This is a genomic window from Enterococcus sp. DIV0724b (assembly GCF_050531475.1).
Classification (GTDB): Bacteria; Bacillota; Bacilli; order Lactobacillales; family Enterococcaceae; genus Enterococcus_L; species Enterococcus_L haemoperoxidus.
Window position 1 is genome coordinate 2494619 of sequence record NZ_CP172890.1, and the last position, 23887, is coordinate 2518505.

The window sequence follows — 23887 nt, forward strand, 5'->3', positions numbered from 1 at the left end:
CATTTTTTGCATAATTCATAGATTATTCAATGAAACTTCGATTAATTGCGTATATTGTTATAAGACGTGATTATTTAACTGCATCTAATAATGCTAAGAATGAATCAGCTTCAAGGCTTGCTCCGCCAACTAAAGCACCATCAACGTTTTCTTTTGCCATATATTCAGCAATGTTTTCAGGTTTTACAGAACCGCCGTATTGAATACGTACAGCTTCTGATACTTCTTTACCGTATAATTTTTCAACAGTTGAACGTACAACGCCACAGATTTCATCCGCGATGTTTGCATCAGCAGATTTACCAGTTCCGATTGCCCAGATTGGTTCATAAGCAATGACCATTGAAGATACTTGCTCATTTGATAAACCAACTAAACCATTTGTGATTTGGCCTTCGATCCACTCAGCAGTTTTGCCTGCTTCGTATGTTTCTAAAGATTCACCACAACAGAAGATTGGTGTCATGTTGTTTGCAAAAATTGCTTTGGCTTTTTTGTTGATGTCTTCGTCTGTTTCGTGGAAATACTCACGACGTTCAGAGTGACCGATGATGACATAGTCAACACCTAAATCTGCAAGAGCCGCTGGAGATGTTTCACCAGTGAATGCACCTGAGTTTTCCCAGTAGCAGTTTTGTGCAGATATTTTTAATTCAGTTCCTTTAGCCGCTTCTACTAATTCTTGTAAGAATAAAGCAGGAGAACCGATTACTGAATCAACCGCACTATTAGCAGGAATTTTTGTTTTTACTGCTTCTGCAAAAGCTTTCGCTTCTGAAGCAGTTTTGTTCATTTTCCAGTTACCAGCGATAATTGGTTTACGCATGGAAAAGCACATCCTTTTCTTATTATGATATGACATAGTTTGGATTGGTTATACCAATCCAGTTTCACAAGCTAGACCTATCGGCATTAATGGACTAAAATTCGCGATGAAAAACATCGCTATATTTTTTTCCATTAACGCTCAAGGTCTAAACTGCTTGTTCAACTTTTTTTATTTATCGTTGATTGCCGCTAATCCTGGTAATTCTTTACCTTCTAGTAATTCTAAGCTTGCGCCCCCACCTGTTGAAATGTGAGTGAATTTGTCAGCAAAGCCTAATTGGATTGCTGCTGCAGCTGAATCGCCGCCGCCGATGATTGTTGTTGCGTCTGCTAAGTTAGCGATTGCTTCACAAACACCGATTGTCCCTTTAGCAAAGTTACTCATTTCGAATACGCCCATTGGTCCATTCCAAACAACTGTTTTTGCACCTTCTAATTCTTTAGTGAACAATTCAATTGATTTAGGTCCAATGTCTAAGCCCATGTAACCTTCTGGTACAGCTTCGCCATCAGTGATGACTGTTTCAACATCATTGCTGAATTCATTAGCACATACTGAATCGATTGGTAATACTAGTTTGTCACCAGCTTTTTCGATCAATTCTTTTGCTAAAGCAACTTTATCTTCTTCAACAAGTGAGTTACCGATTTCGATTCCTTTTGCTTTGTAGAATGTGTAAGTCATTCCGCCGCCGATAAGAATTTTATCTGCTTTAGAAATCAAGTTTTCGATCACACCGATTTTGTCTGAAACTTTTGCGCCACCTAAGATCGCAACAAACGGACGTTTTGGTGCAGTTACTGCTTCACCAACGAATTTGATTTCTTTTTCCATTAAGAATCCAGCAACTGTTGGAATACCAGTTGAAGCGATTCCTACGTTTGAAGCGTGCGCACGGTGTGCCGTACCAAATGCATCATTCACAAATACATCGCCTAAAGAAGCCCAATATTTACCTAATTCAGCATCATTTCCGCTTTCTTTTTTACCATCGATATCTTCAAAACGAGTGTTTTCAAACACTAAAACGTCGCCGTCTTTCATGTTGTTAACAGCTGTTTCTAATTCAGTTCCGCGAGTTTCAGGAACGAAAGTTACTGGTTTGCCCAATAATTCGCCTAAACGTTCAGCTACTGGTTTTAATGATTTGCCAGCTTTATCTTCTTCTGTTTTCACACGACCTAAATGAGAGAATAAAATTGCTTTTCCACCATTTTCGATTACGTATTTGATTGTTGGAAGTGCTGCAACGATACGGTTATCGTTTGTGATCACGCCATCTTTCAAAGGGACGTTAAAGTCAACACGTACAAGAACTTTTTTGTCTTTTAAGTCTACATCTTTGATAGTCTTTTTAGCCATTAAAAGTTACTCCTATCTAATTTTATTTTTGAAAAGAATGATTTTCTTAACCTTATAAAAAAAGCGAGGAAGCGCGATGCTTCCCCGCTTATTATTTCACAGTTGTTCAAATTTCACTAATGATAAGAACGAATCTTATAAGTTAGCGAAGTACTCTAAAGTACGAACTAATTGTGCAGTATAAGACATTTCGTTGTCATACCAAGCAACAGTTTTCACTAATTGTTTGTCGCCAACAGTCATTACTTTAGTTTGAGTAGCATCGAATAATGAACCGAAAGTCATACCTACGATATCAGAAGATACGATTTGATCTTCGTTGTATCCGTAAGATTCGTTAGCTGCTTTAGCCATCACTTCGTTTACTTCTTCAACTGTTACGTTTTTGTCAAGAACTGTTACTAATTCAGTTAATGAACCAGTTGCTACAGGAACACGTTGAGCAGCTCCGTCTAATTTACCATTTAATTCAGGGATAACTAGACCGATTGCTTTAGCAGCACCAGTAGTGTTAGGTACGATGTTTTCTGCTGCAGCACGTGCACGACGGAAGTCTCCACCAGGGTGTGGTCCATCAAGAGTCATTTGGTCACCTGTGTAAGCGTGGATTGTAGTCATAAGACCTTCAACAACACCAAAGTTATCTTGTAAAGCTTTAGCCATAGGAGCTAAACAGTTAGTCGTACATGAAGCACCTGAGATAACTGTTTCTTTACCTGTTAAGATATCGTGGTTAGTGTTGTAAACGATTGTTGGTACGTCATTTCCGCCTGGAGCAGAGATAACAACACGTTTAGCACCAGCTTTTAAGTGTAATTCAGCTTTTTCTTTTGAAGTAAAGAATCCAGTACATTCAAGAACGATATCTACGCCTAATTCGCCCCATGGTAATTCTTCTGGGTTGCGGTTAGCAAGAACTTTAACTTCTTTACCGTTAACGTTGAAAGATCCATCATGAACTTCAACAGTTCCGTTGAAACGTCCTTGAGTTGTGTCATATTTTAACAAGTGAGCCAACATTTTAGCATCTGTTAAATCGTTGATTGCTACTACTTCGATTCCTGCTACATCTTGGATACGACGGAATGCTAAGCGTCCGATACGTCCAAATCCATTAATACCTACTTTAACTGTCATTAAAGATTTCCTCCTTATGAAAATCAAAAATTTTTTTATTTTAAAGGGTTACCCCTTTTAAAATCTCATTTGCAGCAGCTTCATCTGTGATGAGCCACGTTTGTTTTGGTGCATTTTTCATGTAAGCGCGGATTGCTTTGGCTTTAGATTTCCCACCTGCAATTGCAACGACATTCGAAATTTTTTGTACGTCTTTTAACTGAAGTCCGATTCGAGGGATTTTGTATACGACTTCGCCCTCTTCATCAAAGAAATAACCGAAAGATTCTGCTACAGCATTATTTTGCTTTAACATGACCATCTCATCATCCGACATTTTACGGCGAGCGGCCATATGCAACGCGCGTCCAATACTATGAACAACACAATTGCTTTGTTCGATCAGTGTCAATACTTCTTGAATCGATGGTTCTTGTAGCAGCGAGTTATATGTTTCTAAGCTTAATTGCTCTGGTACATATAATGCTCTATGGTGGCCGCCAGTTTTACTTGCCATTACAGCACTTACTGAATTAGCTTGAACCGTCATTGCTTCACCGATTCCGCCTCTAGCTGGAACAAACAAATTATGTCGTTTTTCCGTTTCTAGTGTCCCCATATGTTCTGCGGTCAAAGCCATTGTCGTGCCGCCCATAACGGCAACAATATTATCACCCTCAGGTAAGAGTAAATCCAATGAATCGGTCAAAATATCGCCAAACTCATAAAGTACTTTCTCCTGATTGTCACTATTGCCTGCTACAACGATACAACGCTTGATTCCAAAATATTGGCTGATTTCTTTTTCGACTTGATGCATACCAAGTAATTGATTCATTACTGACTCTAATCCTTGATAAACTCCTAAGCCTTTTTCAGTTAATGCCATTCCGCTTTTAGAAGTTTCTATCAGTTGTAAGTTTTTCAGAAAATCGGTCTCAGTTCTCAAAACCCGTTCTGTAATCCCCATACTATCAGATAGACTTCTACGTCCAATAGGCTGCATCCAGTAAATATTACGAAGAATATGAAACCTTTCCTGCATTACATCGAGCAAATCTGGAGCAACTGCTTCAATCATTTTTAATTCATCTAGCATGATGCGCTCCTTCGTTGGTCTAAAAACGTCCAAGTAAGACTTAAAACGACCTATGAACTTTAAAAAAATAGGATTGACGTTCTTCTTTCACATTGTTAAATTCTATTAACAGTCTTAAAAGCGCCCCTCAATCTTACAAACTTAGTTTAACAGTTTTCACTTCTCTTTTCAAGAAAAAGAGATTATTTTTTTGAAATTAGCCATCTCTACTTTTAAATTAATTATTGGTTACGTCTCTTTAAAAGAACCTGTGCATTAAAAACTTTGTCCCATAATTTACATCAAACAAAAAAATCCAGAGTAATATCTGGATTTCTTAACTTCCTATAACTTCTATAAATCCTCTTCATAAAAACGACCAAGTATTTTTACATTATCCGAAATACTCACAAATGCAGACGGATCAGATTCTTTCATGGCCGCTTCTAAAGACGGCAGTTCAAAGCGCGTTACAACGGTTAATAAAAGCGTCTGTTTATCATGCCGATAAGCACCTTCTGCTTCATGAATGATCGTGATACCTCGTCTCATTTTTTGCTGAATCCCATCAATAACCGCATCTGGATTTTTTGTAATAATCATGACCTGCATCTTTTTTTGTTTCGTATAAACTGCATCTGTCACTTTTCCACTCACAAAAATAGATAGCGCACTGTAAAACATATACTGCCAACCAAATAAGTAACCAGCTACAAAAATAATCAATCCATTAAAATACATCGAAATCGACCCCACTGAGCGGCCAGTTTTCTTACGGATTGTAATGCTAAAAATATCCAACCCTCCAGAAGAAAGGCCATTTTTTAACGCAAATCCAATTCCAGATCCCATCACCGCTCCACCGAAAATCGCACAAATGATTGGATCGTTAGATAGACTTGTTTGCGGCACGATTTGCATAAAAATCGATGTCAATGTAACGGTCAAAAAAGTAAAGATCGTAAATTTTTTACCAATTTTGAGCCAAGCTACGAAAAATAACGGAATATTCAACGCATATAACGTAATGGAGACCGGCACTTTGAATCCTACAACCTTTGTTGATAAAGTGGTTAAAATTTGGGCCAATCCAGTAATCCCGCTAGAATAAATGTTTCCTGGTTGATAAAAGAAGTTCATCGCAACAGATGCCAAGATCGCATAGACGATCGACACTGAAAGTTTTGTCGTGTAATCGTGGACAGGTAAACTTTCAAAGAATTTTTTCATGTAGAAGCAGCCTCACTTTACTTGATTCATTTGATTCTCATTATACGTGCTTTAGGGTAGGAAAAAAAGCACAATCGTTTAATTAGAGGAAAAGTATGGTTATTTTTTTATTTTTGTTTTGGTGTTTCATAATCTTGCAACGCGTTGCACATACAAGAAAAACGCTTACAAACTATTTTTTTTCAGCTATGATCTAGTTATACAAACTATATTGAAATGAGGAATGATTATGCGTCATAAAGAGTTAGAACAATTTCCTGAAACGTTTCTATGGGGTAGTGCTTCCGCTGCTTATCAAGTTGAAGGAGCTTATCAAGATGATGGAAAAGGTATTTCTGTTTGGGATACATTTGTCAAACAACCTGGTACAACATTTAAAGATACAAATGGAGATGTTGCGGTAGATCATTATCATCGTTTTAAAGAAGATATTGCTTTGATGGCAGAACTTGGGTTGAAAGCTTATCGTTTTTCCATCGCTTGGTCGCGTATTTTCCCAAAAGGTAAAGGTCAACTTAATCATGCAGGCTTAGATTTTTACAGTCAACTGATCGATGAACTTTTGAAATACAACATTGAACCCATCGTGACAATTTACCACTGGGACCTTCCTCAAACACTACAAGATGAGTATGGTGGCTGGGAGTCACGTCAGATTATTGAAGATTTTACGAATTATGCAAAAGTTTTATTTGATGCTTTTTCTGATCGGGTAAACTATTGGGTAAGTTTGAATGAGCAAAATGTCTTTATTACTCATGGCTACTTGCTAGGGACTCACCCACCTGCAGTTCGTGATATTAAACGAATGTTTGCAGCGAATCACATTGCCAATCTTGCCAATGCATCGGTGATCAAAGCGTTTAAAGAAGGTGGCTATTCAGGTCAGATCGGTCCTAGTTTCAATTATGGCCCTGCTTATGCTTTTGATAGCGATCCATTGAATGTCTTAGCCAAAATTGATACTGAAGAATTGATGGGCTTTTTCTGGTTGGATGTCTACGCAACAGGTAAATACCCGCGAACTGTTATCAAGCAATTAGAAAAACTACAATTAGCACCTGTTATAACAACAGCTGATCAACAATTATTAGCAAGTGGTATTCCTGATTTTATTGGACTGAATTATTATCAAACCGCAACCGTTAAAGCGAGTACCTCAGATTCTTTCTCAGGTGATATGAGTATGAACAACTCTGGTAAAAAAGGAACCAGTAAAGAACTGGAAATTCCTAGAGTCAGTAAATTTGTTAAAAACCCTTATCTTGAACAAACGAATTGGGATTGGACGATCGATCCTGTCGGCATTCGTATAGCGTTAAGAACGATTGAAAGCCGTTATCAGTTGCCAGTACTGATCACTGAAAATGGTCTAGGAGAATATGACAAATTAGAAAATGGAGAAATCCACGATCCTTATCGAATCGAATACCTACAAAAGCACTTACAAGAGATCCAAGAAGCAATCACAGATGGTGTACACGTTTTAGGGTACTGCACTTGGAGTTTTACTGATTTACTCAGCTGGTTAAATGGGTATCAAAAACGATATGGTTTTGTTTATGTTGATCGTGACGAAACTTCTAAGGGAACTTTGAATCGTTATAAAAAAGATAGCTTCTATTGGTATCAAAAAGTGATTGAAACAAACGGGGAAAACTTAAACGAAAAGGGGAATGAATAATGGACGCTTTAGAAAAATTTCTGAACAAGTTTATTGGTCCGATTGCTCAAAAAATGAATGGGAGTAAATTTTTTAGCGCGTTAGCCGAAGCCTTTATGCGAACAACACCGATCACATTAGGTGTAGCCTTATTGATGATCATCGGGAACTTCCCAATTCCTCAATGGATCGAATTTTTAGCGAAAACAGGTATGACAGCACATTTTAATGCAGCATTAGGTGCTACTATCAATTTGCTTTCAGTTTATGTAACATTTAACTTCGCCTATATCTATTCTAAAAAAGAAGGTCATGACCCACTACCTGCTGGTCTCTTAGCTATTGGCTCCTTCTTCATTTTGATGCCGCAAATGATCCAAACTTATACCTTGGAACAAGCCGTTACAAAATTCCCTGCCCAAACGGTCGTTACAGCAAGTAATAACGTCGAAGCGTTTGCCAGTCAATATACAGGCGGTACTGGATTATTTGTGGCAATTATTGTTGGCTACTTCACCGCTGTTTTATATGGTTTTTTGATCAGAAAAAATCTAACAATCAAAATGCCAGATACAGTGCCTTCAAACGTTTCTGAGTCATTGAGTCCTGCTATTTTATCTGGTGTTATTCTGGCTTTCTTTTTTATTATCAGAATCCTTTTCTCCTTCACACCATTTGATAATATTTTCGCTTTTATCACAACCTTGATCCAGGCTCCATTACAATCGTTAACCGGTTCACCTATTGCAATTATCCTTATCTTTACTTTGGCAAATATGTTATGGTTTTTCGGAATTCATCCAAATATGGTTTATGGTGTTGTCATGCCTGTCATGACAGCAAATATGTTGGCTAATATGACGGCATACCAACAACATCAAGAACTACCTTATCTTGCGATGGCTGTTGTATCATATGTTTGCGGCAATTCATTTGGTGGTCAAGGCAGTACGTATGGTTTAGTGATTTCTATGTTTACAGCAAAATCTGAGCGATACAAATCTTTATTTAAATTAGCTGGTCCACCAGTTATTTTCAATGTAAATGAACCACTTATTTTCGGGATGCCACTGATGTTAAATCCGTTCTTCTTTGTTCCAATGGTTGCCTCTCCTTTATTGATGGGCGGTATTGCTTGGGGGATGTTATCCATTTTAGATTTTTCCAAGTATAATCCGTTGATTGCTTTACCTTGGACAACGCCGGCACCTATTGCAATGGCACTAAAAGGTGGATTTAACTACTTATTGATTTTCATCGTTTTATTGATCGTCAATGTACTTGTATGGTATCCATTCTTCAAGATGGCCGATAAAAAGGAATACTTACTGGAACAAGAAAATTCAAAAACAGCAGAGGGTTAAGCCTCTGCTGTTTTGTCACTATTAATATGAACGAAGGGTATTCAACATTTCTGTATAGCCTAAACTTCTAGCATAGTCTTCAGCTGTTCGTCCAGTGTTATCTTTCAATGTCTTATCGGCTCCACCTTCTAACAAAACTTTGACGATTTGTTGATAAATTTCAGATCCGTCTTTTAAAGCAACTGCTTCGATCAACGCTGTATACCCATAATTATTTTGATGATTGATATCTGCTCGACCATCCTTTAAAAGCAATTTCACATTTTCAAGATGACCTTTTTCAGCTGCTGGAATCAAAGCGTTCCCACCAAAGCGATTCACTTTTTGTTGATCTGGCACTTGTTTGTCCAACATGTATGCTAAAATTTCTGTTTTCCCTTGGGCTCCAGCATAAAGATATGGACTATCCGAAATTTGATCCTGAACATTGATATCAGCACCTGCATCGATCAGTTGTTTGGCGATGTCGATAAAGTTTTCATGTGTTGCGATCAATAGCGGCGTCTCACCTTTATCATTCACTTCATCGATCACGTAGTTTTTGTCTTGAAGTATTGTTGCTACTTTGGCAGCATCATTTTCTCTCACTGCTTGAATCAATGTTCCAGCTGGAAAAGTTTGATTAGCTTGTTGTGTACTACTCGTTGAAACTGTTTCTAATTCATTTGTTTGACCTGTACTACTTTTTTCCGTTGTCATACTTGTACTCTCCTTTACCGATTGTTTTGTATCAGCTGTTTTAGGTTGGCACGCCGAAAAAAGAATTAAAGTAAAAAACAGGACTGATATCTTTTGGAATAGTATTTTAGTCATAGCGCTCCTCCTTTTAACTACGTTTACACTTAGTATAAAGGATAGATATAAACAAATTATAAACGTTGTCCGCTAAGTGAACGATGAACTATTTTTTCTTGTTAAAACAAAAAGCCACCAAGTATTCAATTAAAGCGACTGTTGGTATCTGAGAGGATAAATCAAAATTATATGGCAACCGTTGATGCTCAATATAATATGGAATATTGATTGTTGAAAGTCTAGCTAAAGTATTATTATGAGTATTGGTTATACTGATAATTTGGTTGCTGCTAGATTTTAAAAGTTGAACCATTTCGATGATTTCTGCCGTCTCGCCTGAACTAGAAAAAATAATGATGACACTATTGTTTTCTTTCATTTGAGTAGACAGAAATGGTGCGTAGGGCTCATTTGAATACATCGCTTTGAACCCAATTGTATTAAATTTCCGAGCCGCATAACTGGCCATAATACCAGAAGAACCCATTCCTACGCAGTAAATGAAACTTGATTGTTTTAATAAAACACTGGCTGTCTCTACTTGTTCAAGTACATTTTCAGCAAAAACTTGATTCACAAAGATCTGTTCAAGTGAAATCGTATCAGTCATGCCTTTACCCGCAAGTTGGCTTACTTCATTTTTGACATAACGTTGAAAATCGTGATAGGAATCAAAGCCGCACTTTCTTACAAAACGGGTAACGGTTGACGGAGAACATGGAATTTGTGCTGCAATTTCTCGAGCAGAACGTGTAAAAACAGTTTCTAGATTTCTAAAAATATAATTTTGTAGCACTTCATCGGCATCAGACAACTGTTTGACTGATGATATTTTTTCTAGCATTCGCTTACCCTACTTATATTAAAATTTATGTGTACATTATAGTAAAGCTTTTGGTATAAGTAAAGGAAGCGAATTCAATTTGTTCATTTAAACATTTAGGAGGGAACACGGATGAAAAAAATTCTTGTGTTAGATATTGGTGGTACATTCATCAAATATGGCTTAATGACTGATGGATCATTAGGGCTTGTTCAAAAAACGGCAACCCCTAAAACAAGTGATGCGTTTAAAACTTGTTTAAAACAGCTATACAATGAACAGACAGAACCAATCAACGGCGTTTCCATTTCTATGCCAGGAATCATCAATGCCGATACAGGTTTCGCTGTTCATGGCGGCTCACTTGAGTTTGTTGGACAAATGAATATGCTTGCCTTTTATCAATCCATTTTTGACTGTCCTATCGCTGTAGAGAATGATGCACGATGCGCCATTATCGGCGAAATCAATTTAGGTCAGCTACAAGGCGTAAACAATGCGATTATGATCGTACTTGGTACAGGTGTTGGCGGTGGTTTGCTTGTAAATGGTCAAATCGTTAGAGGCGCTCATCAATCTGCAGGAGAGTTGTCGTTTGTTCAAACCAATTCATCAATGGGAATGGCCGATTTTTTTGCTATAAAGAATAGTGTCTACAGCCTATTAAAACCTTTTGCTAAATCAATCAATAAACAAACCAATGAAGTTAATGGGGAATTATTTTTTGAAGCAGTAAAATATGGGAATCAGGATGCACAACGTATTTTACATACTTATTGCAATTCTTTAGCACTTCAGATCTGGAACCTTCAAACGATCCTAGATCCAGAAAATATCGTTATCGGTGGCGGTATCAGTAGTCAAACTATTTTACTGGATTATTTAAACCAAGAGCTGAAAAAAATCTTAGATAGTCTTTCTATCAGCCCACTGACTCCACTCATTTCTCCTTCTGTTGTGTTAAGTGCAGTTGGAAACAATGCAAATTTGATTGGTGCTTATTTTCATTTTATCCAAAGACATGGCGAATGATTGTAAATAGACGAAATAAAAAAAATGGGAGCAGTATCTTTATCCACTCTCCCATTTTTTATTTCGTCTATAAAAGAACCACTCTTTTATTGAAAGGGCTATTTTCGCTTGTGAGATAAAAAAAAGCTTCCAATAAACGAAGGTAGTTTATTGAAAGCTTGTTATTCTCTAACTAAGTCAAGATTTATTCATCTATCGCAGTTACATCGATATTCAATTCAAATAATTGTAATGGTGAAACAACACTTGGAGCACTTGTCATTGGATCAGCTGCTTTTCCGTTTTTAGGGAAAGCGATCACTTCACGAATATTATTTTCTCCAGCCAACAACATTACTAAACGATCTAAGCCTAACGCGATTCCACCGTGTGGAGGGAAACCATAGTCTAAAGCATCTAGCAAGAATCCAAACTGTTCTTGTGCTGATTCTTTCGTAAATCCTAGTGTTTCAAACATTTTTTCTTGTAGGTCACGTTTATGGATACGTAGTGAACCACCACCTAATTCATACCCATTTAAGACGATATCATACGCTTCCGCGTAAACTTTCGCTGGATCTGTTGAAAGTAATTCAATATCAGATTCTTTTGGTTGCGTGAATGGATGGTGAGCAGAAACGTAACGACCAGCTTCTTCATCGTATTCAAATAATGGCCAATCAACGACCCAAAGGAAGTTGAATTTAGACTCATCGATCAGACCTAATTCTTTCCCTAAACGAGAACGAACCGCGCCTAAAGCAGCCGCAACGATTTCCGGTTTATCTGCACCAAACATTAAAATATCGCCGACCTCAGCATTTGTTGCTTTGATCAAGTCATCTGAAACCTCTGTTAGGAATTTTGCAATTGGTCCTTTTAGTCCATCTTCTTCTACTTTTAACCAAGCAAGTCCTTTGGCACCAAATTGGCTTACATATGTTCCAAGATTGTCCATATCTTTTCTAGAATATTTATCTGCTGCACCTTTAGCGTTCAACGCTTTAACATGTCCGCCATTTTCAAGCGCCATTTGGAACACTTTGAAGTCAACATCTTTGACCACATCCGCGATATCAATCAATTCCATATCGAAACGTGTATCTGGTTTGTCGCTTCCGTAACGTGCCATTGCTTCATCATAACTGATACGAGGGAATGGTAACGTCACTTCGATCCCTTTTGTTTCACGCATTACTTTCGCTAACATTTCTTCAGTCATTGTTTGAATCTCTTCTGGAGACAAGAACGTTGTCTCTAAATCGACTTGAGTAAATTCTGGTTGACGGTCACCACGTAAATCTTCATCACGGAAACAACGAACGATTTGATAATAGCGATCGAAACCTGCATTCATCAACAATTGTTTAAAAATTTGTGGTGATTGTGGTAACGCATAAAAATGACCTGCATGGACACGTGAAGGAACTAAGTAGTCACGTGCGCCTTCTGGTGTTGATTTACCAAAATAAGGTGTTTCGATATCGATAAAATCAGTATCGTCTAAATAATGACGAATCGATTTTGTTACTTCATGACGTAATTTTAGATTTGCTGTCATTTGTGGGCGACGCAAGTCTAAGTAACGGTATTTCATGCGAATTTCATCACCGACATTGTTCTCATCTTCAATTAGAAACGGTGGTGTTTTTGCTGTATTTAAAATCGTGATATCTGTTGCCATCACTTCAAATTCACCAGTTTTCATTTTAGGGTTGATCGCTTCTTTATCACGATACGTCAACTCTCCAGTAATTTCAATTACATATTCGCTACGGCATTTATCTGCGATTTCCCATGCTTCTTTTGAGTGTGCCGGATTGAATACTACTTGTGCAATGCCTTCACGGTCACGTAAATCGATAAAAATAACGCCACCTAAGTCACGGCGCTTTTGCACCCAACCTTTTAAGGTAATAACTTGTCCTACTAAATCTGCAGAAACTTCTCCACAGTATACTGTTCTTTTTGCCATTGATTTTTGCTCCTCTTCATTTTTTACTATTTATTAATCAAACATCACTGTCATCATTTCATCATAGACTTCATCAAATCTTTCATAAATATCTGAGAGTGGAAATGCTTTTTCATTACGATTGGCCATTGATTTTACATTTACAACGCCTTCTGCTAATTCCGTTTCACCTAAAGTCAAAGCAAGTTTAGCATTGACTTTAGCGGCTGTTTTAAATTGGGCTTTGGCTTTACGATCCATAAAATCACGATCAGCTGAAAAACCGAAATTACGAATCGCTTGAACTAGTTTTAGCGATGTAATATTGGTTTGCTCACCGATTCCAACTACATAAGCATCGATTTCATTGATTACAGGAACTGCAACCCCTTCTGCCTCCATCGTAATCAAAACACGCTCGATTCCCATCGCAAAACCAAAACCAGGAGTTGCAGGGCCGCCTAATTCTTCAACTAATCCATCATAACGCCCGCCAGCACAAATTGTTGCTTGTGCGCCCATGCCAGGTGCTTCACTCATTACTTCAAAAATTGTATCTGTGTAATAGTCTAGCCCACGAACCATATTGCTATCCACTTCAAACGGAATATTCAATTCGTTTAGCATCGTTTTAACTGTTTCAAAATGTTCTTTAGATGACTCGCTTAGATAATCTAGAATTGAAGGAGCATCTGCTACAATCACTTTGTCTTTTTTATCTTTGCTATCTAAAACCCTTAATGGATTCTCGTGCAAACGACGTTTTGAATCTTCACTTAAATCAGCCGATTTTGGTTCTAAATAGTCGATCAAAGCTTGACGATATGTGGCTCTTGTCTCTTTATCACCTAAAGAATTAATCACTAATCGAATTTTTTGGATGCCTAATTGTTTGAAAAAGTCTAACGCCATCGCCATACTTTCAACATCCACAGCTGGATTCACACTACCAAATGCTTCTGCTCCGATTTGGTGGAATTGTCTTAAACGTCCTGCTTGTGGTCGTTCATAACGAAACATTGGTCCCATGTAGTACATTTTATACGGTTTTGCAAATTCTGGTCCAAATAGTTTATTTTCAACAAATGAACGAACAATTGGTGCTGTTCCTTCTGGACGTAAGGTTACATGGCGGTCCCCTTTATCATAAAAATCATACATTTCTTTTGACACGATATCTGTTGTATCTCCTACGCTGCGAGAAATTACTTCATAGTGTTCAAAAATTGGCGTGCGGATTTCTTCATATTGGTAGTCTCGAAAAATCAAACGTGCTGTTTCTTCAACAAACTGCCATTTTTCAGAAGTTCCTGGTAATAAGTCATTGGTTCCTTTTGGTTTTTGATAACTCATTGTTTCATCTCCTATTTAGTGTTCATTATTTGTAATTTATTTTAGTAAAAATAAAGATTGGTTGGTTTAAACTGGCTTAGAGCTGGTTGGATTTTTTTAACAATCGTCCTACCGTTTATTTCGATTATGATATATGGTAACTTCTCTCCCGGTGGTTGCTAGGTGTTGTTCATCATCCATTCTGGCAAAGCCAGTCGTGGTGATTTAGGAGCTAAAGTGATCTACAGTTCCATTCTCCACCTTTTTTAAGCTTAGGCTTTTGGTGATTCCTAGTACGGTAACTTCTCTCTCTTCGTTCGCCAAGTATTGTTCATCATCCACTCTGGCAAAGCCAGTCGTGGTGATTCACAACAAAAACTCGCCCTTGTATAAATACAAGGGCGAGTGAATAGACACACGCGGTACCACCTAAGTTCGAAAGATTGCTCTTTCCTCCAACGATTAACGCTCGTAACGGAACGGCTTTTCATCCGCTCATCTCCAGAATGTCTTTCGATCTCTCTAACGAAGTTGCTTTCAGCCAGGGGCAACTTTCTCTTCTACAATCAGATTAAAATCTACTCGTTCTTTCATCGATTTTTTTATAGTATCTATAAATTACTAGAGATTGGAAATAAAGTCAAGTAGAATTTCAATTGGTTTTACAATCATCCTGCCAAGTAAAACCAATAGGTATTAGTTTTTATTGAGCGTTTGCCAGACATTTAACGTATCCCGCATTCCTTTAACCTGATGAACTCGAACAATTTCTACCCCTTTAGTTATAGCAAATAATGAAGCAGCAATTGAACCAAAATCACGTTTTGAAGGGTCAGTTTCATTGGTCAATGCAGCAATCGTCCTTTTTCTTGATACTCCGTATAGCACTGGATATTCTTGATAGCGAAATGCTTCAGGATGTTTTAGTATTGCTATATTTTCTTCCTGTGTTTTGCCAAAACCAATGCCTGGATCAAAACAAATTCGCATCGAATCAATACCAGCCTTTTGACACGTTTCTATTTTTTCTTGATAAAACGCTTGTATATCTTCCACTACTGATAATTCAGTTCGTCGGGGACGTGAATGCATGATTACCAACCCACAATCAGGATACTTTTGTGCAATTTCGATCATCCCGTTCGTATCCAATCCTTTGATATCATTAATGATGTTAGCACCTGCAGCTAAAGCTGCATCCGCTACTTCTGGAAAATACGTATCGATTGAAATCGGTTTATCTGTTTTTGTTCTGACTGCTTTTATAATCGGCAAAATTCGTTCTTTTTCTTCTCTTGCTGAAATCTCTTGATAGTTTGGACGCGTCGATTGTCCCCCGATGTCTATGATATCAACATTTGCCGATAACATTTCTTCACAATGAAGCATGGCTTTATCTAGTTCATTAAATTGACCACCATCTGAAAATGAATCAGGTGTAACATTTAAAATCCCCATGATTTGGGGTTCTTTTTTAGTAAAGTATCCCTCTTTCATCCTTTTGCTACTCCTTTAATTTTTCGATCAATTCCTTCAATGCTGATACTCTTGGGCTTAATTTATTTCGTTGCTCTTTCGGCAATTGAGCAAGGGTTTTATCCTTTTCTGGTAGATAAAAAATTTTATCAAAACCATAGCCCTGTTCACCGATTTCCTTTGTTGTTAGTTTTCCTTTGAGCGTTTTTGCTGAAAGAAGATACTCGCCATTCGGCCAAGCGTACACTAACACAGCGTGCAGGTTTATCACTCGCGATGCGGTCTCTTGTCCGTCAAATAAATGAAAAAGCTGTACATTTTTTTGAGTGTCTGTCATATCAGGTTTAAAAAATCGTGCTGTCTCAACACCTAAGAGGTCTGGAAAAGTTTCCAGTTCTAGTCCACCATCATCTGCTAATACTGGTTTTCCAATTGTTTTTGCATAAAATCGAGCTTTGATCAGCGCATTTTCAGTATATGTCGTACCTGTTTCTGCTATCTCATAGGCTTGATTCGTATAGTTCGTATATGAAACAAAGGTAATCTGCTCTTTAGGATGGACTGACTGCATTTCTTGTAGCTTGCCTCGGTTATTTGTGCCAACGATTATCGTCATTTTATTCATGTTTTATGCCTTGATCCCTCTTAAAAAGTCATCTTTACATTCCTTATTCGTTTTGAATATTCCTTGATAATGAAATGTTTTCGTCAGGCTACTGGGTGATTTAACACCTCGCATCGTCATACACATATGCTCTGCTTCGATTGCTACAGCTACACCTTTAACCGGTACATGCTCAACTAATTTGTTTGCGATCATAATCGTTAGATCCTCTTGCACGCTAGGACGTTTAGCACAATATTCTACCAAACGCGGCAATTTACTTAATCCTAAAACCTTGCGCTTATCAGGAATGTAGGCCACATGTACTTTCCCATAAAATGGCAATAAATGATGCTCACACATAGAGTAAAATTGAATGTCTTTCACTAAAACCATATCCTCTTCATTAAGACTATCAAACAAGGCATAATCGTTAAATTCTGGCTCTCTTAAAGAAGAAAATACTTCATTATACATTTTTGCTACACGTTTGGGTGTATCTTGGACACCAGCTCGATCAGGGTCTTCCCCAATCGCAGTTAAAATTTGTTTCACTGCCTGCTCGATCGTCACTAATTGTTCTTCATTCATCTAATTACCAACTTTCTTTACTAAGCCAAACTTCCCCTTGATTCCCAGTTTTTTCGATCAATGCTTCAAAGGATTCTCCTTGTAATGCAGTATCAGGATAAACATCTTTTAACGGGACTAATACAAAAGATCGTTTCAGCATTTCTTTATGTGGAATGTTCAAACGCTCTGTTGCTATTGCGTTATTATCCATCAGCAAAATATCGATATCTAAGGTTCGCGGTCCCCAATGAATCAATCGTTTTCGGCCTAATGTTTTTTCAATCGCTTGTGTTTTATCTAATAATTGCATAGGTTCATAGGATGTGCTGATTTGAATTACAGCATTATAATAATTTTCTTGCGGAACATCGCCATATGGTAATGTTTCATACAATTTTGATTTTTTTATCACTTGAATATCGTCATCTTGATCAAGCAGTTCAACTGCTTTTTGCAAGGTTCCTAAACGATCACCCAAGTTACTCCCCAACGCTAAATAACTAATCGTCATATGAAGTCTCTTTCCATTTCAATTTCAATATTATCAAACACTCCAGGCATTGGTACACTATATTTTCTAATCCGAACAAGCGCACCTTCTAACTTTTTGCCATGTTCTGCTTCAATATCATCTAAAATTGCTGAAGCGACAGCTTCTATTAAGTTATAAGAATGAGTGGTTAACCGTTTTGCAATTTGATCATTCACTTCAGCATAACTAACGGTGTCCTTCACATCATCTGTTTTTCCAGCTTGATCTAATGACAATCTTAATTCAACATCCACTTCCAATTGTTGCCCTAAAATTCGTTCTTCTGGTAAAACACCATTTTTAGTGTAAAACTTCATATTATTGATTCTGATTTTTCCCAATTGGCTCTCATCCTTCATCTGTTTTATGACTGATCAACTCAGTTGCAATTATTATACTATAGAAACGCTAAAAAACTTTAGCTTTCTGCTTTTTAAGACATTTTGTTACAAAAATTCCGATCATAAGTGGAAAAACTTTCTTCTTTTACTTGAATCAACTACACTTATAATAAGAAAGTAAGGAGGCGTCATTATGACACAAAACGTTCGAATTGGTAAAACAGAGGTTTATTCACCCCCTCTTGGTTTAGGAGCAAATGCTGTTGGTGGTCATAATTTGTTTCCAAACTTAAAGGATGATACTGGAAAAGAAATTGTCCGAACAGCTTTGGCAAGCGGCATTACATTGTTGGATACTGCTTTTGCTTATGGAATGGGACGCTCTGAAGAATTGATTGGTGAAGTGCTACAAGAGTTTGACCGTAATCAAATCACTATCGCAACAAAAGCAGCACATGATCCAGCTAACGGTGGTGCCTTCAACAATACACCAGAATTTTTGATTCGTTCCGTTGATGAGGCGCTTAAACGACTCCAAACAGATTATATCGATATTTTTTATATTCATTTCCCCGATGAGACAACGCCAAAGAATGAGGCAGTAGCAGCTTTGCAAACGCTAAAAGAAGCTGGAAAAATCAACGCAATCGGTGTCTCCAACTTTACGCTAGAACAAATTAAAGAAGCCAACCAAGATGGTTATGTAGATATCATCGAAGATGAATACAGCTTGATTCATCGTGAAGCTGAAAATGAACTGTTTCCTTATCTAAAAGAACAGCAAATTTCGTTTGTTCCTTATTTTCCTTTGGCTTCTGGTTTATTAACAGGAAAATATGAACGAAATGTTACGTTCCCACCTGAAGATTTACGTAGTAAAAAAACCGATTTTCAAGGGGAACAATTTAAGGCTATTATCGATAAAGTTAGCCAACTAAAATTGATTGCCGCTGATTATAATGCAAGTGTTGCAGCAATCGTGTTAGCTTGGTATATTAAAAATCCGTTTGTGGATGTTGTCATTCCTGGTGCAAAAAGACCAGAACAAGTAACTAGTAATGTCAAAGCTTTAGACATACATTTAACCGCAGAAGATTATCACCGAATAGATCAATTATTTCGGTGAATAAAAAAAGAGAAATGAAGACTTTTTCGCCTTCATTTCTTTTTTTTACCCAAAATTATGCAGTTTAAATAGCTAAAAGTTCTGTTAACTCCATTAGCGCCGTTTCTATTGCTGCTAGCATTCGCTCTGCTGTATTTTCATTCACTTTTTTTGCGGATAATGTCAAAATCACTTCTTCATCTAAAATCCCATAATAAAGTCCGAAACCACTTTTATTGGTGGGACCAAAGCTAAACGATTCCAAGATATCATACGGGATGCCAGTTGTAGAGATAAAATCATCACCTAAAATCTTCAAAGCTTCTGCTGTGAAAAGAGGTGTTTTTTCCTCAGAACTTTGGATCATTTTTTGCAAGCCAAACAGATGACGCTCAACCCCTTTACCACTTTGACATTGGGCAATGCGCTTCGAATGAGCTTGAGCAGCATTAGTAAATAGGACAACTAACGCTTCTTGGCTCTTTGGTTCAGATTTATTATAGAAGGCTTCTGCAAAGGATTTTTTCTCTTGACTGATTGAGCGAGCTGATTCTGTTCGCCCTTCATAATACATGCGCATTGCGACTGGTTCATAAACAGATCGTAGCTTTCCAAAAACCTTTTGCTGCGCCAATGCTAATGCAATATGAAAAAAAGCATCTGGACTTACTTGCGCTTGTTTCATTCGTTCTTTGCCAACTGCTGAAACGACTTGATGTTTGATGATATAGGAACTATTTTCTTGTTCTACAAAATCACGTGCTTCTTCGAGGCTATCGATCATTTGGCTCGTCAGCGTCCACTCCAATTTTTGAATAAGATCAGCAGAACATTTTGTAGTTGTTTTTATAGGAACATCATGAAATGGTTCAAATAGTTGAGTAAGCAAATTCAAGGTTGGCACACCATCGATTGCTGTGTGTTCCATATTGAACCCGATGTGCCCATTTTGAGTAATCACAGCTTGGGTTGTTTTTGACAGAAATTGATGATTTGTATTCAATAAAACTTCGGTAATGCGTTCCTCTTTTAACGCATCTTTCCCACTTGAAAAGCTTAAAATAAACAATGCGTCTTCGAGTTGTTGCAGATTCTGACGGTTCAGTTTTTCTTTTTTGAGCCCTTTATAAATCAAATTTGAGTGCTCTCTTTCTGTACCAGTCATATAAGAAATCAACGCTTCTCCTTGTTTTGGGACACTGTTTAGGGAGTGAATATAATTCAGGTTTTCGTATAACTGATTTAAAGGATAAATGCCTCCTGACTCATCGGTCACATTTAAACGAAAATAAACACCATTTAGAAAAATCATAATATAATTCCCAGCTTTTTGTATTTCTCCTCTGTAAAAAGAATCCTGTTTAGTACCAGGTATCCGACAGCTTTTGAAAAAATTTAAGTAAAAAGACATATCGACATGTTGATTCTTTTTAGTGTATTCAATGGGATAGGTCTCGTCAGCTAAACTTAGATATAGTTTAGTCATTTGATAAATTAATTGAGCAGCTCGTGCTTCTTTTGATGCTATTTTCTCGTAATATTCCTCGTTGATCATCAAAGCAAAATTTGATTCACTTTGTAAGGGACCACGACTTTCTAAATAGCTCTTTTCCCATAATGGCGCTAGCCAGCTGCCAGTAGTTTGTTCCATATAATCAACTAAGCTTGTTTGTAAACCTTCCCCTTCGAAAAGACTAAATGCTTTAGCTTGTTCTTGAAAAGCCGCTAATTCTTCTACCGTAACTAGAGGGCAAATCCATTCATTTAATGTAGCTAAGGTTTCATGTAATTCTGGTACTGGAAGCTTTTTTAATGTGGGCCGTAATTGTTCTTTATATTTTGTCATCTTACACCTCAACGATCGCTTGATACTTCATTATACCAAGCATTTCTTTCTTAATGTGATTTTTCCCTATAACTTATAAAAAAACATCATCCCTGCTACGATATCTTCAGGAATGATGCTTTTATTATCTATCTTTTGTATCGATAATGATCGTTACTGGTCCATCGTTGACTAACGACACTTTCATATCAGCGCCAAATTCGCCAGTTTCTACAGGGATAGCTAACTCTTTCAATTGTTTGTTAAATTGTTCATATAAAGGAATGGCCACTTCTGGTCGAGCTGCCGCTATAAAGCTCGGACGGTTCCCTTTTTTAGTCTCTGCATACAAGGTAAATTGAGAAACACTCAAAATGCTTCCCTGAATCTCTTGAATACCAAGATTCATTTTCCCTTTCTCATCTTCAAATACTCGAAGTTTACTGATTTTGCGAACTAAATAAGCAACATCTTCTTCAGTGTCTGATTCATGGATTCCAAGTAGAATCATGAACCCTTCCCCAATTTTTCCAACACTTTGTTGCTCAATCACCACTTCAGCTTGCGTCACACGCTGAATGACTGCTCTCATATTTGTACCTCCTAGCCATTGGTTCGGCGAACGTTGTAAACGTCCGGTATGTTTTTGATTTTGTCTACAATTGTCTTTAAATGAGCTAGATTTTGAATTTTCACCGTCACATGGATCATCGCCATTTTATTTTTCGTTGGTTTTGCTTCCACGCTAACTAAATTTTTGGTCATTGAACTAATAACTTGCAAGACATCATTCAATAATCCACTACGATTATACCCGTAAATTTCTAAATCAGCATCATATTCTTTATTGGAATTATCCGTATCTTCCCATTCTACTTCAATCAAGCGTTGTGCAAGTTCTTCTTGGTGCTGAACGTTCGGACAATCTGCTCTATGAATTGAAACGCCGCGGCCTTTCGTGATATAGCCGACGATCTCGTCTCCAGGTACTGGATTACAACAACGACTAATCCGAACAAGTAAATTTTCAACTCCTTGAATCACAATTCCGCCTTCATGACGAACCTTCATTTTATCCGATTCTTTTTTGACTGGTTGCGTCATCAATTCTTCGGCTTCTTGTTTTTGACGTTCTATTTCTTGTTCTTTACGCTCTTTTTCAGTTAAGCGATTAAAGACCACTTGAGCGCTGATTTCACCATAACCAACAGCCGCATATAGATCGTCTTCAGTTTGGAAATTAAAACGATCCAACGCTTCCGCCATTTTGGCTTTTCCTAAAAATTCTTTTGGTGAAAACCCATGTTCAATCAAGTATTTACTGATGGCATCGTGTCCTTTGATAATATTGACTTCTCGATCTTGGACTTTAAAGAAACGTTTGATTTTGTTTCGTGCCTTACTTGTGGCTACCATTTTTAACCAGTCGCGGCTTGGTCCAAATGAATTTGGTGAGGTCAAGACTTCAATGATATCACCATTTTTTAGTGTATAATCTAACTGAACCATTTTGCCATTCACTTTAGCACCCGTGGTTTTATTCCCGATTTCGGTATGTACACTGTACGCAAAATCCAGAGGTCCAGATCCTTTAGGCAATTCTGTTACTTCACCAGTTGGCGTGAAAACATATACCTTATCACTGAAAATATCTCCTTTGACGCTTTCCATAAACTCAGAAGCATCATAGCTTTCATCTTGTAATTCAAGAATTTCACGAAACCAACTTAATTGTTTTGTATCAGTATCTTCATCAACTTTTTCCGTCTTACCTTCTTTGTAGGCCCAATGAGCTGCTACCCCAAATTCAGCAATTTGATGCATTTCATGGGTTCTGATCTGTACTTCTACTGGATTGCCCTTTGGCCCAATGACCGTTGTATGAATAGATTGATACATATTTGCTTTAGGCATCGCAATATAATCTTTAAACCTTCCCGGCATTGGTGTCCATTTAGTATGAATTGCTCCTAGTACAGCATAACAATCTTTGATTGAATCAACGATTACACGAATCGCCAATAAATCGTAAATTTCATTGAATTGTTTTTTCTGATCTTTCATTTTGCGATAAATTGAGTAAATATGTTTTGGTCGTCCATAGATTTCAGCATAAATATCTAAATCTTCTGTAGCTAAACGAATGTCTTCCACTGCTTCTTCAACATAGGCTTCACGTTCATCTCTTTTACTTTGCATTAGATTAACGATTCTATAATACTGATTTGGATTGATATAGCGCAACGCAGTATCTTCTAGCTCCCATTTAATACGGCTGATCCCTAAGCGATGAGCAAGAGGTGCATAGATTTCGATCGTTTCTTGTGCAATTCGGCGCTGCTTATCTTCACGTAAATGCTTCAGCGTACGCATATTATGTAAACGGTCAGCTAATTTCACCATGATCACGCGTAAATCTTGGGCCATTGCCAATAGCATTTTTCGGTGATTTTCAGCTAATTGTTCTTCGTGAGATTTATATTTTATTTTTCCAAGTTTGGTCACGCCGTCAACTAACATTGCCACGTCTGCACCAAATTCATTTGCTAAATCTTCAAGCGTTACATCAGTATCTTCAACTACATCATGCAAAAAACCTGTTGCAACAGTATGTGGGTCCATCCTTAATTCAGCTAAAATCCCTGCCACTTGAATCGGATGAATAAAATAAGGTTCACCTGACTGTCTAACTTGGCCCTCATGCGCTTTTTCAGCATAATCACATGCTCTTTGAACAAAAGCAACATGTTGAGGCTCCATATATTTTGACACGAGTTTAATGACGCCAGGTCCTGTCATAATTTCCTCTTTTGGCATGGTTCTCACTCCTTTTACTTTGTCCTCTATCTCTACTTCAGCTTTACTTCCTAGAAT

At 37.5% G+C, this 23887-nt stretch carries 21 protein-coding genes and 1 other annotated feature; of the genes, 4 read left to right on the forward strand and 17 right to left on the reverse strand.

The window, feature by feature from the left end; translation table 11 throughout:
• Window positions 1–70: 70 nt before the first annotated feature.
• The 5 genes from tpiA to IGJ02_RS11500 form a co-directional block, all read right to left on the reverse strand.
• On the reverse strand, window positions 71–826 hold the full coding sequence (tpiA, locus tag IGJ02_RS11480) for a triose-phosphate isomerase (protein ID WP_010763067.1): 756 nt from the start codon (window positions 824–826) through the stop codon (window positions 71–73).
• Between the two features lie 171 nt (window positions 827–997).
• Window positions 998–2191 (reverse strand): phosphoglycerate kinase, encoded by a 1194-nt coding sequence (locus tag IGJ02_RS11485; RefSeq protein ID WP_010763066.1) that lies wholly within the window; start codon window positions 2189–2191, stop codon window positions 998–1000.
• Between the two features lie 135 nt (window positions 2192–2326).
• Window positions 2327–3328, reverse strand: a complete 1002-nt coding sequence (gene gap, locus IGJ02_RS11490; protein ID WP_010763065.1) for a type I glyceraldehyde-3-phosphate dehydrogenase — start codon at window positions 3326–3328, stop codon at window positions 2327–2329.
• A gap of 40 nt (window positions 3329–3368) precedes the next feature.
• Window positions 3369–4406, reverse strand: a complete 1038-nt coding sequence (locus IGJ02_RS11495; protein WP_430602080.1) for a sugar-binding transcriptional regulator — start codon at window positions 4404–4406, stop codon at window positions 3369–3371.
• Between the two features lie 333 nt (window positions 4407–4739).
• The gene (locus IGJ02_RS11500; RefSeq protein WP_010763063.1) at window positions 4740–5615 is read right to left on the reverse strand and encodes a YitT family protein; all 876 of its coding nucleotides are present in this window, start codon (window positions 5613–5615) and stop codon (window positions 4740–4742) included.
• A 229-nt stretch (window positions 5616–5844) separates the two neighbouring features.
• Between IGJ02_RS11500 and IGJ02_RS11505 the strand changes: the two genes are divergently transcribed.
• Together IGJ02_RS11505 and IGJ02_RS11510 are read left to right on the forward strand one after the other, a co-directional pair.
• A complete protein-coding gene (locus IGJ02_RS11505) occupies window positions 5845–7299 on the forward strand; it encodes a glycoside hydrolase family 1 protein (RefSeq protein ID WP_430602081.1) in 1455 nt (484 codons plus the stop codon).
• Window positions 7299–8642, forward strand: a complete 1344-nt coding sequence (locus IGJ02_RS11510) for a PTS sugar transporter subunit IIC (protein ID WP_430602082.1) — start codon at window positions 7299–7301, stop codon at window positions 8640–8642. Before IGJ02_RS11505 ends, IGJ02_RS11510 begins: the two co-directional genes overlap by 1 nt.
• 21 nt (window positions 8643–8663) lie before the next feature.
• Here IGJ02_RS11510 and IGJ02_RS11515 read toward each other — a convergent pair whose 3' ends face one another.
• Together IGJ02_RS11515 and IGJ02_RS11520 are read right to left on the reverse strand one after the other, a co-directional pair.
• Window positions 8664–9455: an ankyrin repeat domain-containing protein gene (locus tag IGJ02_RS11515; protein WP_430602083.1), complete on the reverse strand. Its 792-nt coding sequence runs from the start codon at window positions 9453–9455 to the stop codon at window positions 8664–8666.
• Between the two features lie 88 nt (window positions 9456–9543).
• On the reverse strand, window positions 9544–10281 hold the full coding sequence (locus IGJ02_RS11520; RefSeq protein WP_010763059.1) for a MurR/RpiR family transcriptional regulator: 738 nt from the start codon (window positions 10279–10281) through the stop codon (window positions 9544–9546).
• 111 nt (window positions 10282–10392) lie between these two features.
• On the opposite strand from IGJ02_RS11520, the gene IGJ02_RS11525 reads away from it, so the two are divergent.
• On the forward strand, window positions 10393–11292 hold the full coding sequence (locus IGJ02_RS11525) for an ROK family protein (RefSeq protein ID WP_430602084.1): 900 nt from the start codon (window positions 10393–10395) through the stop codon (window positions 11290–11292).
• Between the two features lie 184 nt (window positions 11293–11476).
• On the opposite strand, the gene aspS is transcribed toward IGJ02_RS11525, so the two are convergent.
• The 7 genes from aspS to folB form a co-directional block, all read right to left on the reverse strand.
• On the reverse strand, window positions 11477–13246 hold the full coding sequence (aspS, locus tag IGJ02_RS11530; protein ID WP_430602085.1) for an aspartate--tRNA ligase: 1770 nt from the start codon (window positions 13244–13246) through the stop codon (window positions 11477–11479).
• A 33-nt stretch (window positions 13247–13279) separates the two neighbouring features.
• On the reverse strand, window positions 13280–14578 hold the full coding sequence (gene hisS, locus IGJ02_RS11535) for a histidine--tRNA ligase (protein WP_430602086.1): 1299 nt from the start codon (window positions 14576–14578) through the stop codon (window positions 13280–13282).
• 373 nt (window positions 14579–14951) lie between these two features.
• Window positions 14952–15160: a binding site (T-box leader), on the reverse strand.
• Window positions 15161–15253: 93 nt separating this feature from the next.
• Window positions 15254–16054 (reverse strand): dihydropteroate synthase, encoded by an 801-nt coding sequence (folP, locus tag IGJ02_RS11540; RefSeq protein ID WP_430602087.1) that lies wholly within the window; start codon window positions 16052–16054, stop codon window positions 15254–15256.
• Window positions 16055–16061: 7 nt separating this feature from the next.
• A complete protein-coding gene (locus IGJ02_RS11545) occupies window positions 16062–16658 on the reverse strand; it encodes a non-canonical purine NTP pyrophosphatase (RefSeq protein WP_430602088.1) in 597 nt (198 codons plus the stop codon).
• Window positions 16659–16661: 3 nt separating this feature from the next.
• Complete coding sequence (folE, locus tag IGJ02_RS11550) at window positions 16662–17228, reverse strand: GTP cyclohydrolase I FolE (protein WP_010763053.1); 567 nt, start codon at window positions 17226–17228, stop codon at window positions 16662–16664.
• Window positions 17229–17232: 4 nt separating this feature from the next.
• Window positions 17233–17721 carry a 2-amino-4-hydroxy-6-hydroxymethyldihydropteridine diphosphokinase gene (gene folK, locus IGJ02_RS11555; protein WP_430602089.1) on the reverse strand — a complete coding sequence of 163 codons (489 nt, stop codon included), beginning with the start codon at window positions 17719–17721 and terminating at the stop codon, window positions 17233–17235.
• A complete protein-coding gene (folB, locus tag IGJ02_RS11560; RefSeq protein ID WP_430602090.1) occupies window positions 17718–18083 on the reverse strand; it encodes a dihydroneopterin aldolase in 366 nt (121 codons plus the stop codon). The genes folK and folB overlap by 4 nt, the downstream gene beginning before the upstream one ends.
• Window positions 18084–18276: 193 nt before the next feature.
• Between folB and IGJ02_RS11565 the strand changes: the two genes are divergently transcribed.
• Window positions 18277–19209: an aldo/keto reductase gene (locus tag IGJ02_RS11565; RefSeq protein WP_430602091.1), complete on the forward strand. Its 933-nt coding sequence runs from the start codon at window positions 18277–18279 to the stop codon at window positions 19207–19209.
• A 64-nt stretch (window positions 19210–19273) separates the two neighbouring features.
• Here the strand turns inward: IGJ02_RS11565 and IGJ02_RS11570 are convergent, their stop codons facing one another.
• The 3 genes from IGJ02_RS11570 to IGJ02_RS11580 all read right to left on the reverse strand — a co-directional run bounded on the left by IGJ02_RS11570 (window position 19274) and on the right by IGJ02_RS11580 (window position 23830).
• Complete coding sequence (locus IGJ02_RS11570; protein WP_430602092.1) at window positions 19274–21034, reverse strand: choline/carnitine O-acyltransferase; 1761 nt, start codon at window positions 21032–21034, stop codon at window positions 19274–19276.
• A 124-nt stretch (window positions 21035–21158) separates the two neighbouring features.
• Window positions 21159–21605, reverse strand: a complete 447-nt coding sequence (gene dtd / locus IGJ02_RS11575; RefSeq protein ID WP_010763048.1) for a D-aminoacyl-tRNA deacylase — start codon at window positions 21603–21605, stop codon at window positions 21159–21161.
• An 11-nt stretch (window positions 21606–21616) separates the two neighbouring features.
• Window positions 21617–23830: a RelA/SpoT family protein gene (locus tag IGJ02_RS11580; RefSeq protein ID WP_010763047.1), complete on the reverse strand. Its 2214-nt coding sequence runs from the start codon at window positions 23828–23830 to the stop codon at window positions 21617–21619.
• Window positions 23831–23887: the final 57 nt, after the last annotated feature.

Excerpts from the sequence above, each read along its gene's own strand:
- tpiA (WP_010763067.1), bottom strand. The coding sequence starts at position 826 with ATGCGTAAACCAATTATCGCTGGTAACTGGAAAATGAACAAAACTGCT.
- IGJ02_RS11485 (WP_010763066.1), bottom strand. The coding sequence starts at position 2,191 with ATGGCTAAAAAGACTATCAAAGATGTAGACTTAAAAGACAAAAAAGTT.
- gap (WP_010763065.1), bottom strand. The coding sequence starts at position 3,328 with ATGACAGTTAAAGTAGGTATTAATGGATTTGGACGTATCGGACGCTTA.
- IGJ02_RS11495 (WP_430602080.1), bottom strand. The coding sequence starts at position 4,406 with ATGCTAGATGAATTAAAAATGATTGAAGCAGTTGCTCCAGATTTGCTC.
- IGJ02_RS11500 (WP_010763063.1), bottom strand. The coding sequence starts at position 5,615 with ATGAAAAAATTCTTTGAAAGTTTACCTGTCCACGATTACACGACAAAA.
- IGJ02_RS11505 (WP_430602081.1), top strand. The coding sequence starts at position 5,845 with ATGCGTCATAAAGAGTTAGAACAATTTCCTGAAACGTTTCTATGGGGT.
- IGJ02_RS11510 (WP_430602082.1), top strand. The coding sequence starts at position 7,299 with ATGGACGCTTTAGAAAAATTTCTGAACAAGTTTATTGGTCCGATTGCT.
- IGJ02_RS11515 (WP_430602083.1), bottom strand. The coding sequence starts at position 9,455 with ATGACTAAAATACTATTCCAAAAGATATCAGTCCTGTTTTTTACTTTA.
- IGJ02_RS11520 (WP_010763059.1), bottom strand. The coding sequence starts at position 10,281 with ATGCTAGAAAAAATATCATCAGTCAAACAGTTGTCTGATGCCGATGAA.
- IGJ02_RS11525 (WP_430602084.1), top strand. The coding sequence starts at position 10,393 with ATGAAAAAAATTCTTGTGTTAGATATTGGTGGTACATTCATCAAATAT.
- aspS (WP_430602085.1), bottom strand. The coding sequence starts at position 13,246 with ATGGCAAAAAGAACAGTATACTGTGGAGAAGTTTCTGCAGATTTAGTA.
- hisS (WP_430602086.1), bottom strand. The coding sequence starts at position 14,578 with ATGAGTTATCAAAAACCAAAAGGAACCAATGACTTATTACCAGGAACT.
- folP (WP_430602087.1), bottom strand. The coding sequence starts at position 16,054 with ATGAAAGAGGGATACTTTACTAAAAAAGAACCCCAAATCATGGGGATT.
- IGJ02_RS11545 (WP_430602088.1), bottom strand. The coding sequence starts at position 16,658 with ATGAATAAAATGACGATAATCGTTGGCACAAATAACCGAGGCAAGCTA.
- folE (WP_010763053.1), bottom strand. The coding sequence starts at position 17,228 with ATGAATGAAGAACAATTAGTGACGATCGAGCAGGCAGTGAAACAAATT.
- folK (WP_430602089.1), bottom strand. The coding sequence starts at position 17,721 with ATGACGATTAGTTATTTAGCGTTGGGGAGTAACTTGGGTGATCGTTTA.
- IGJ02_RS11565 (WP_430602091.1), top strand. The coding sequence starts at position 18,277 with ATGACACAAAACGTTCGAATTGGTAAAACAGAGGTTTATTCACCCCCT.
- IGJ02_RS11570 (WP_430602092.1), bottom strand. The coding sequence starts at position 21,034 with ATGACAAAATATAAAGAACAATTACGGCCCACATTAAAAAAGCTTCCA.
- dtd (WP_010763048.1), bottom strand. The coding sequence starts at position 21,605 with ATGAGAGCAGTCATTCAGCGTGTGACGCAAGCTGAAGTGGTGATTGAG.
- IGJ02_RS11580 (WP_010763047.1), bottom strand. The coding sequence starts at position 23,830 with ATGCCAAAAGAGGAAATTATGACAGGACCTGGCGTCATTAAACTCGTG.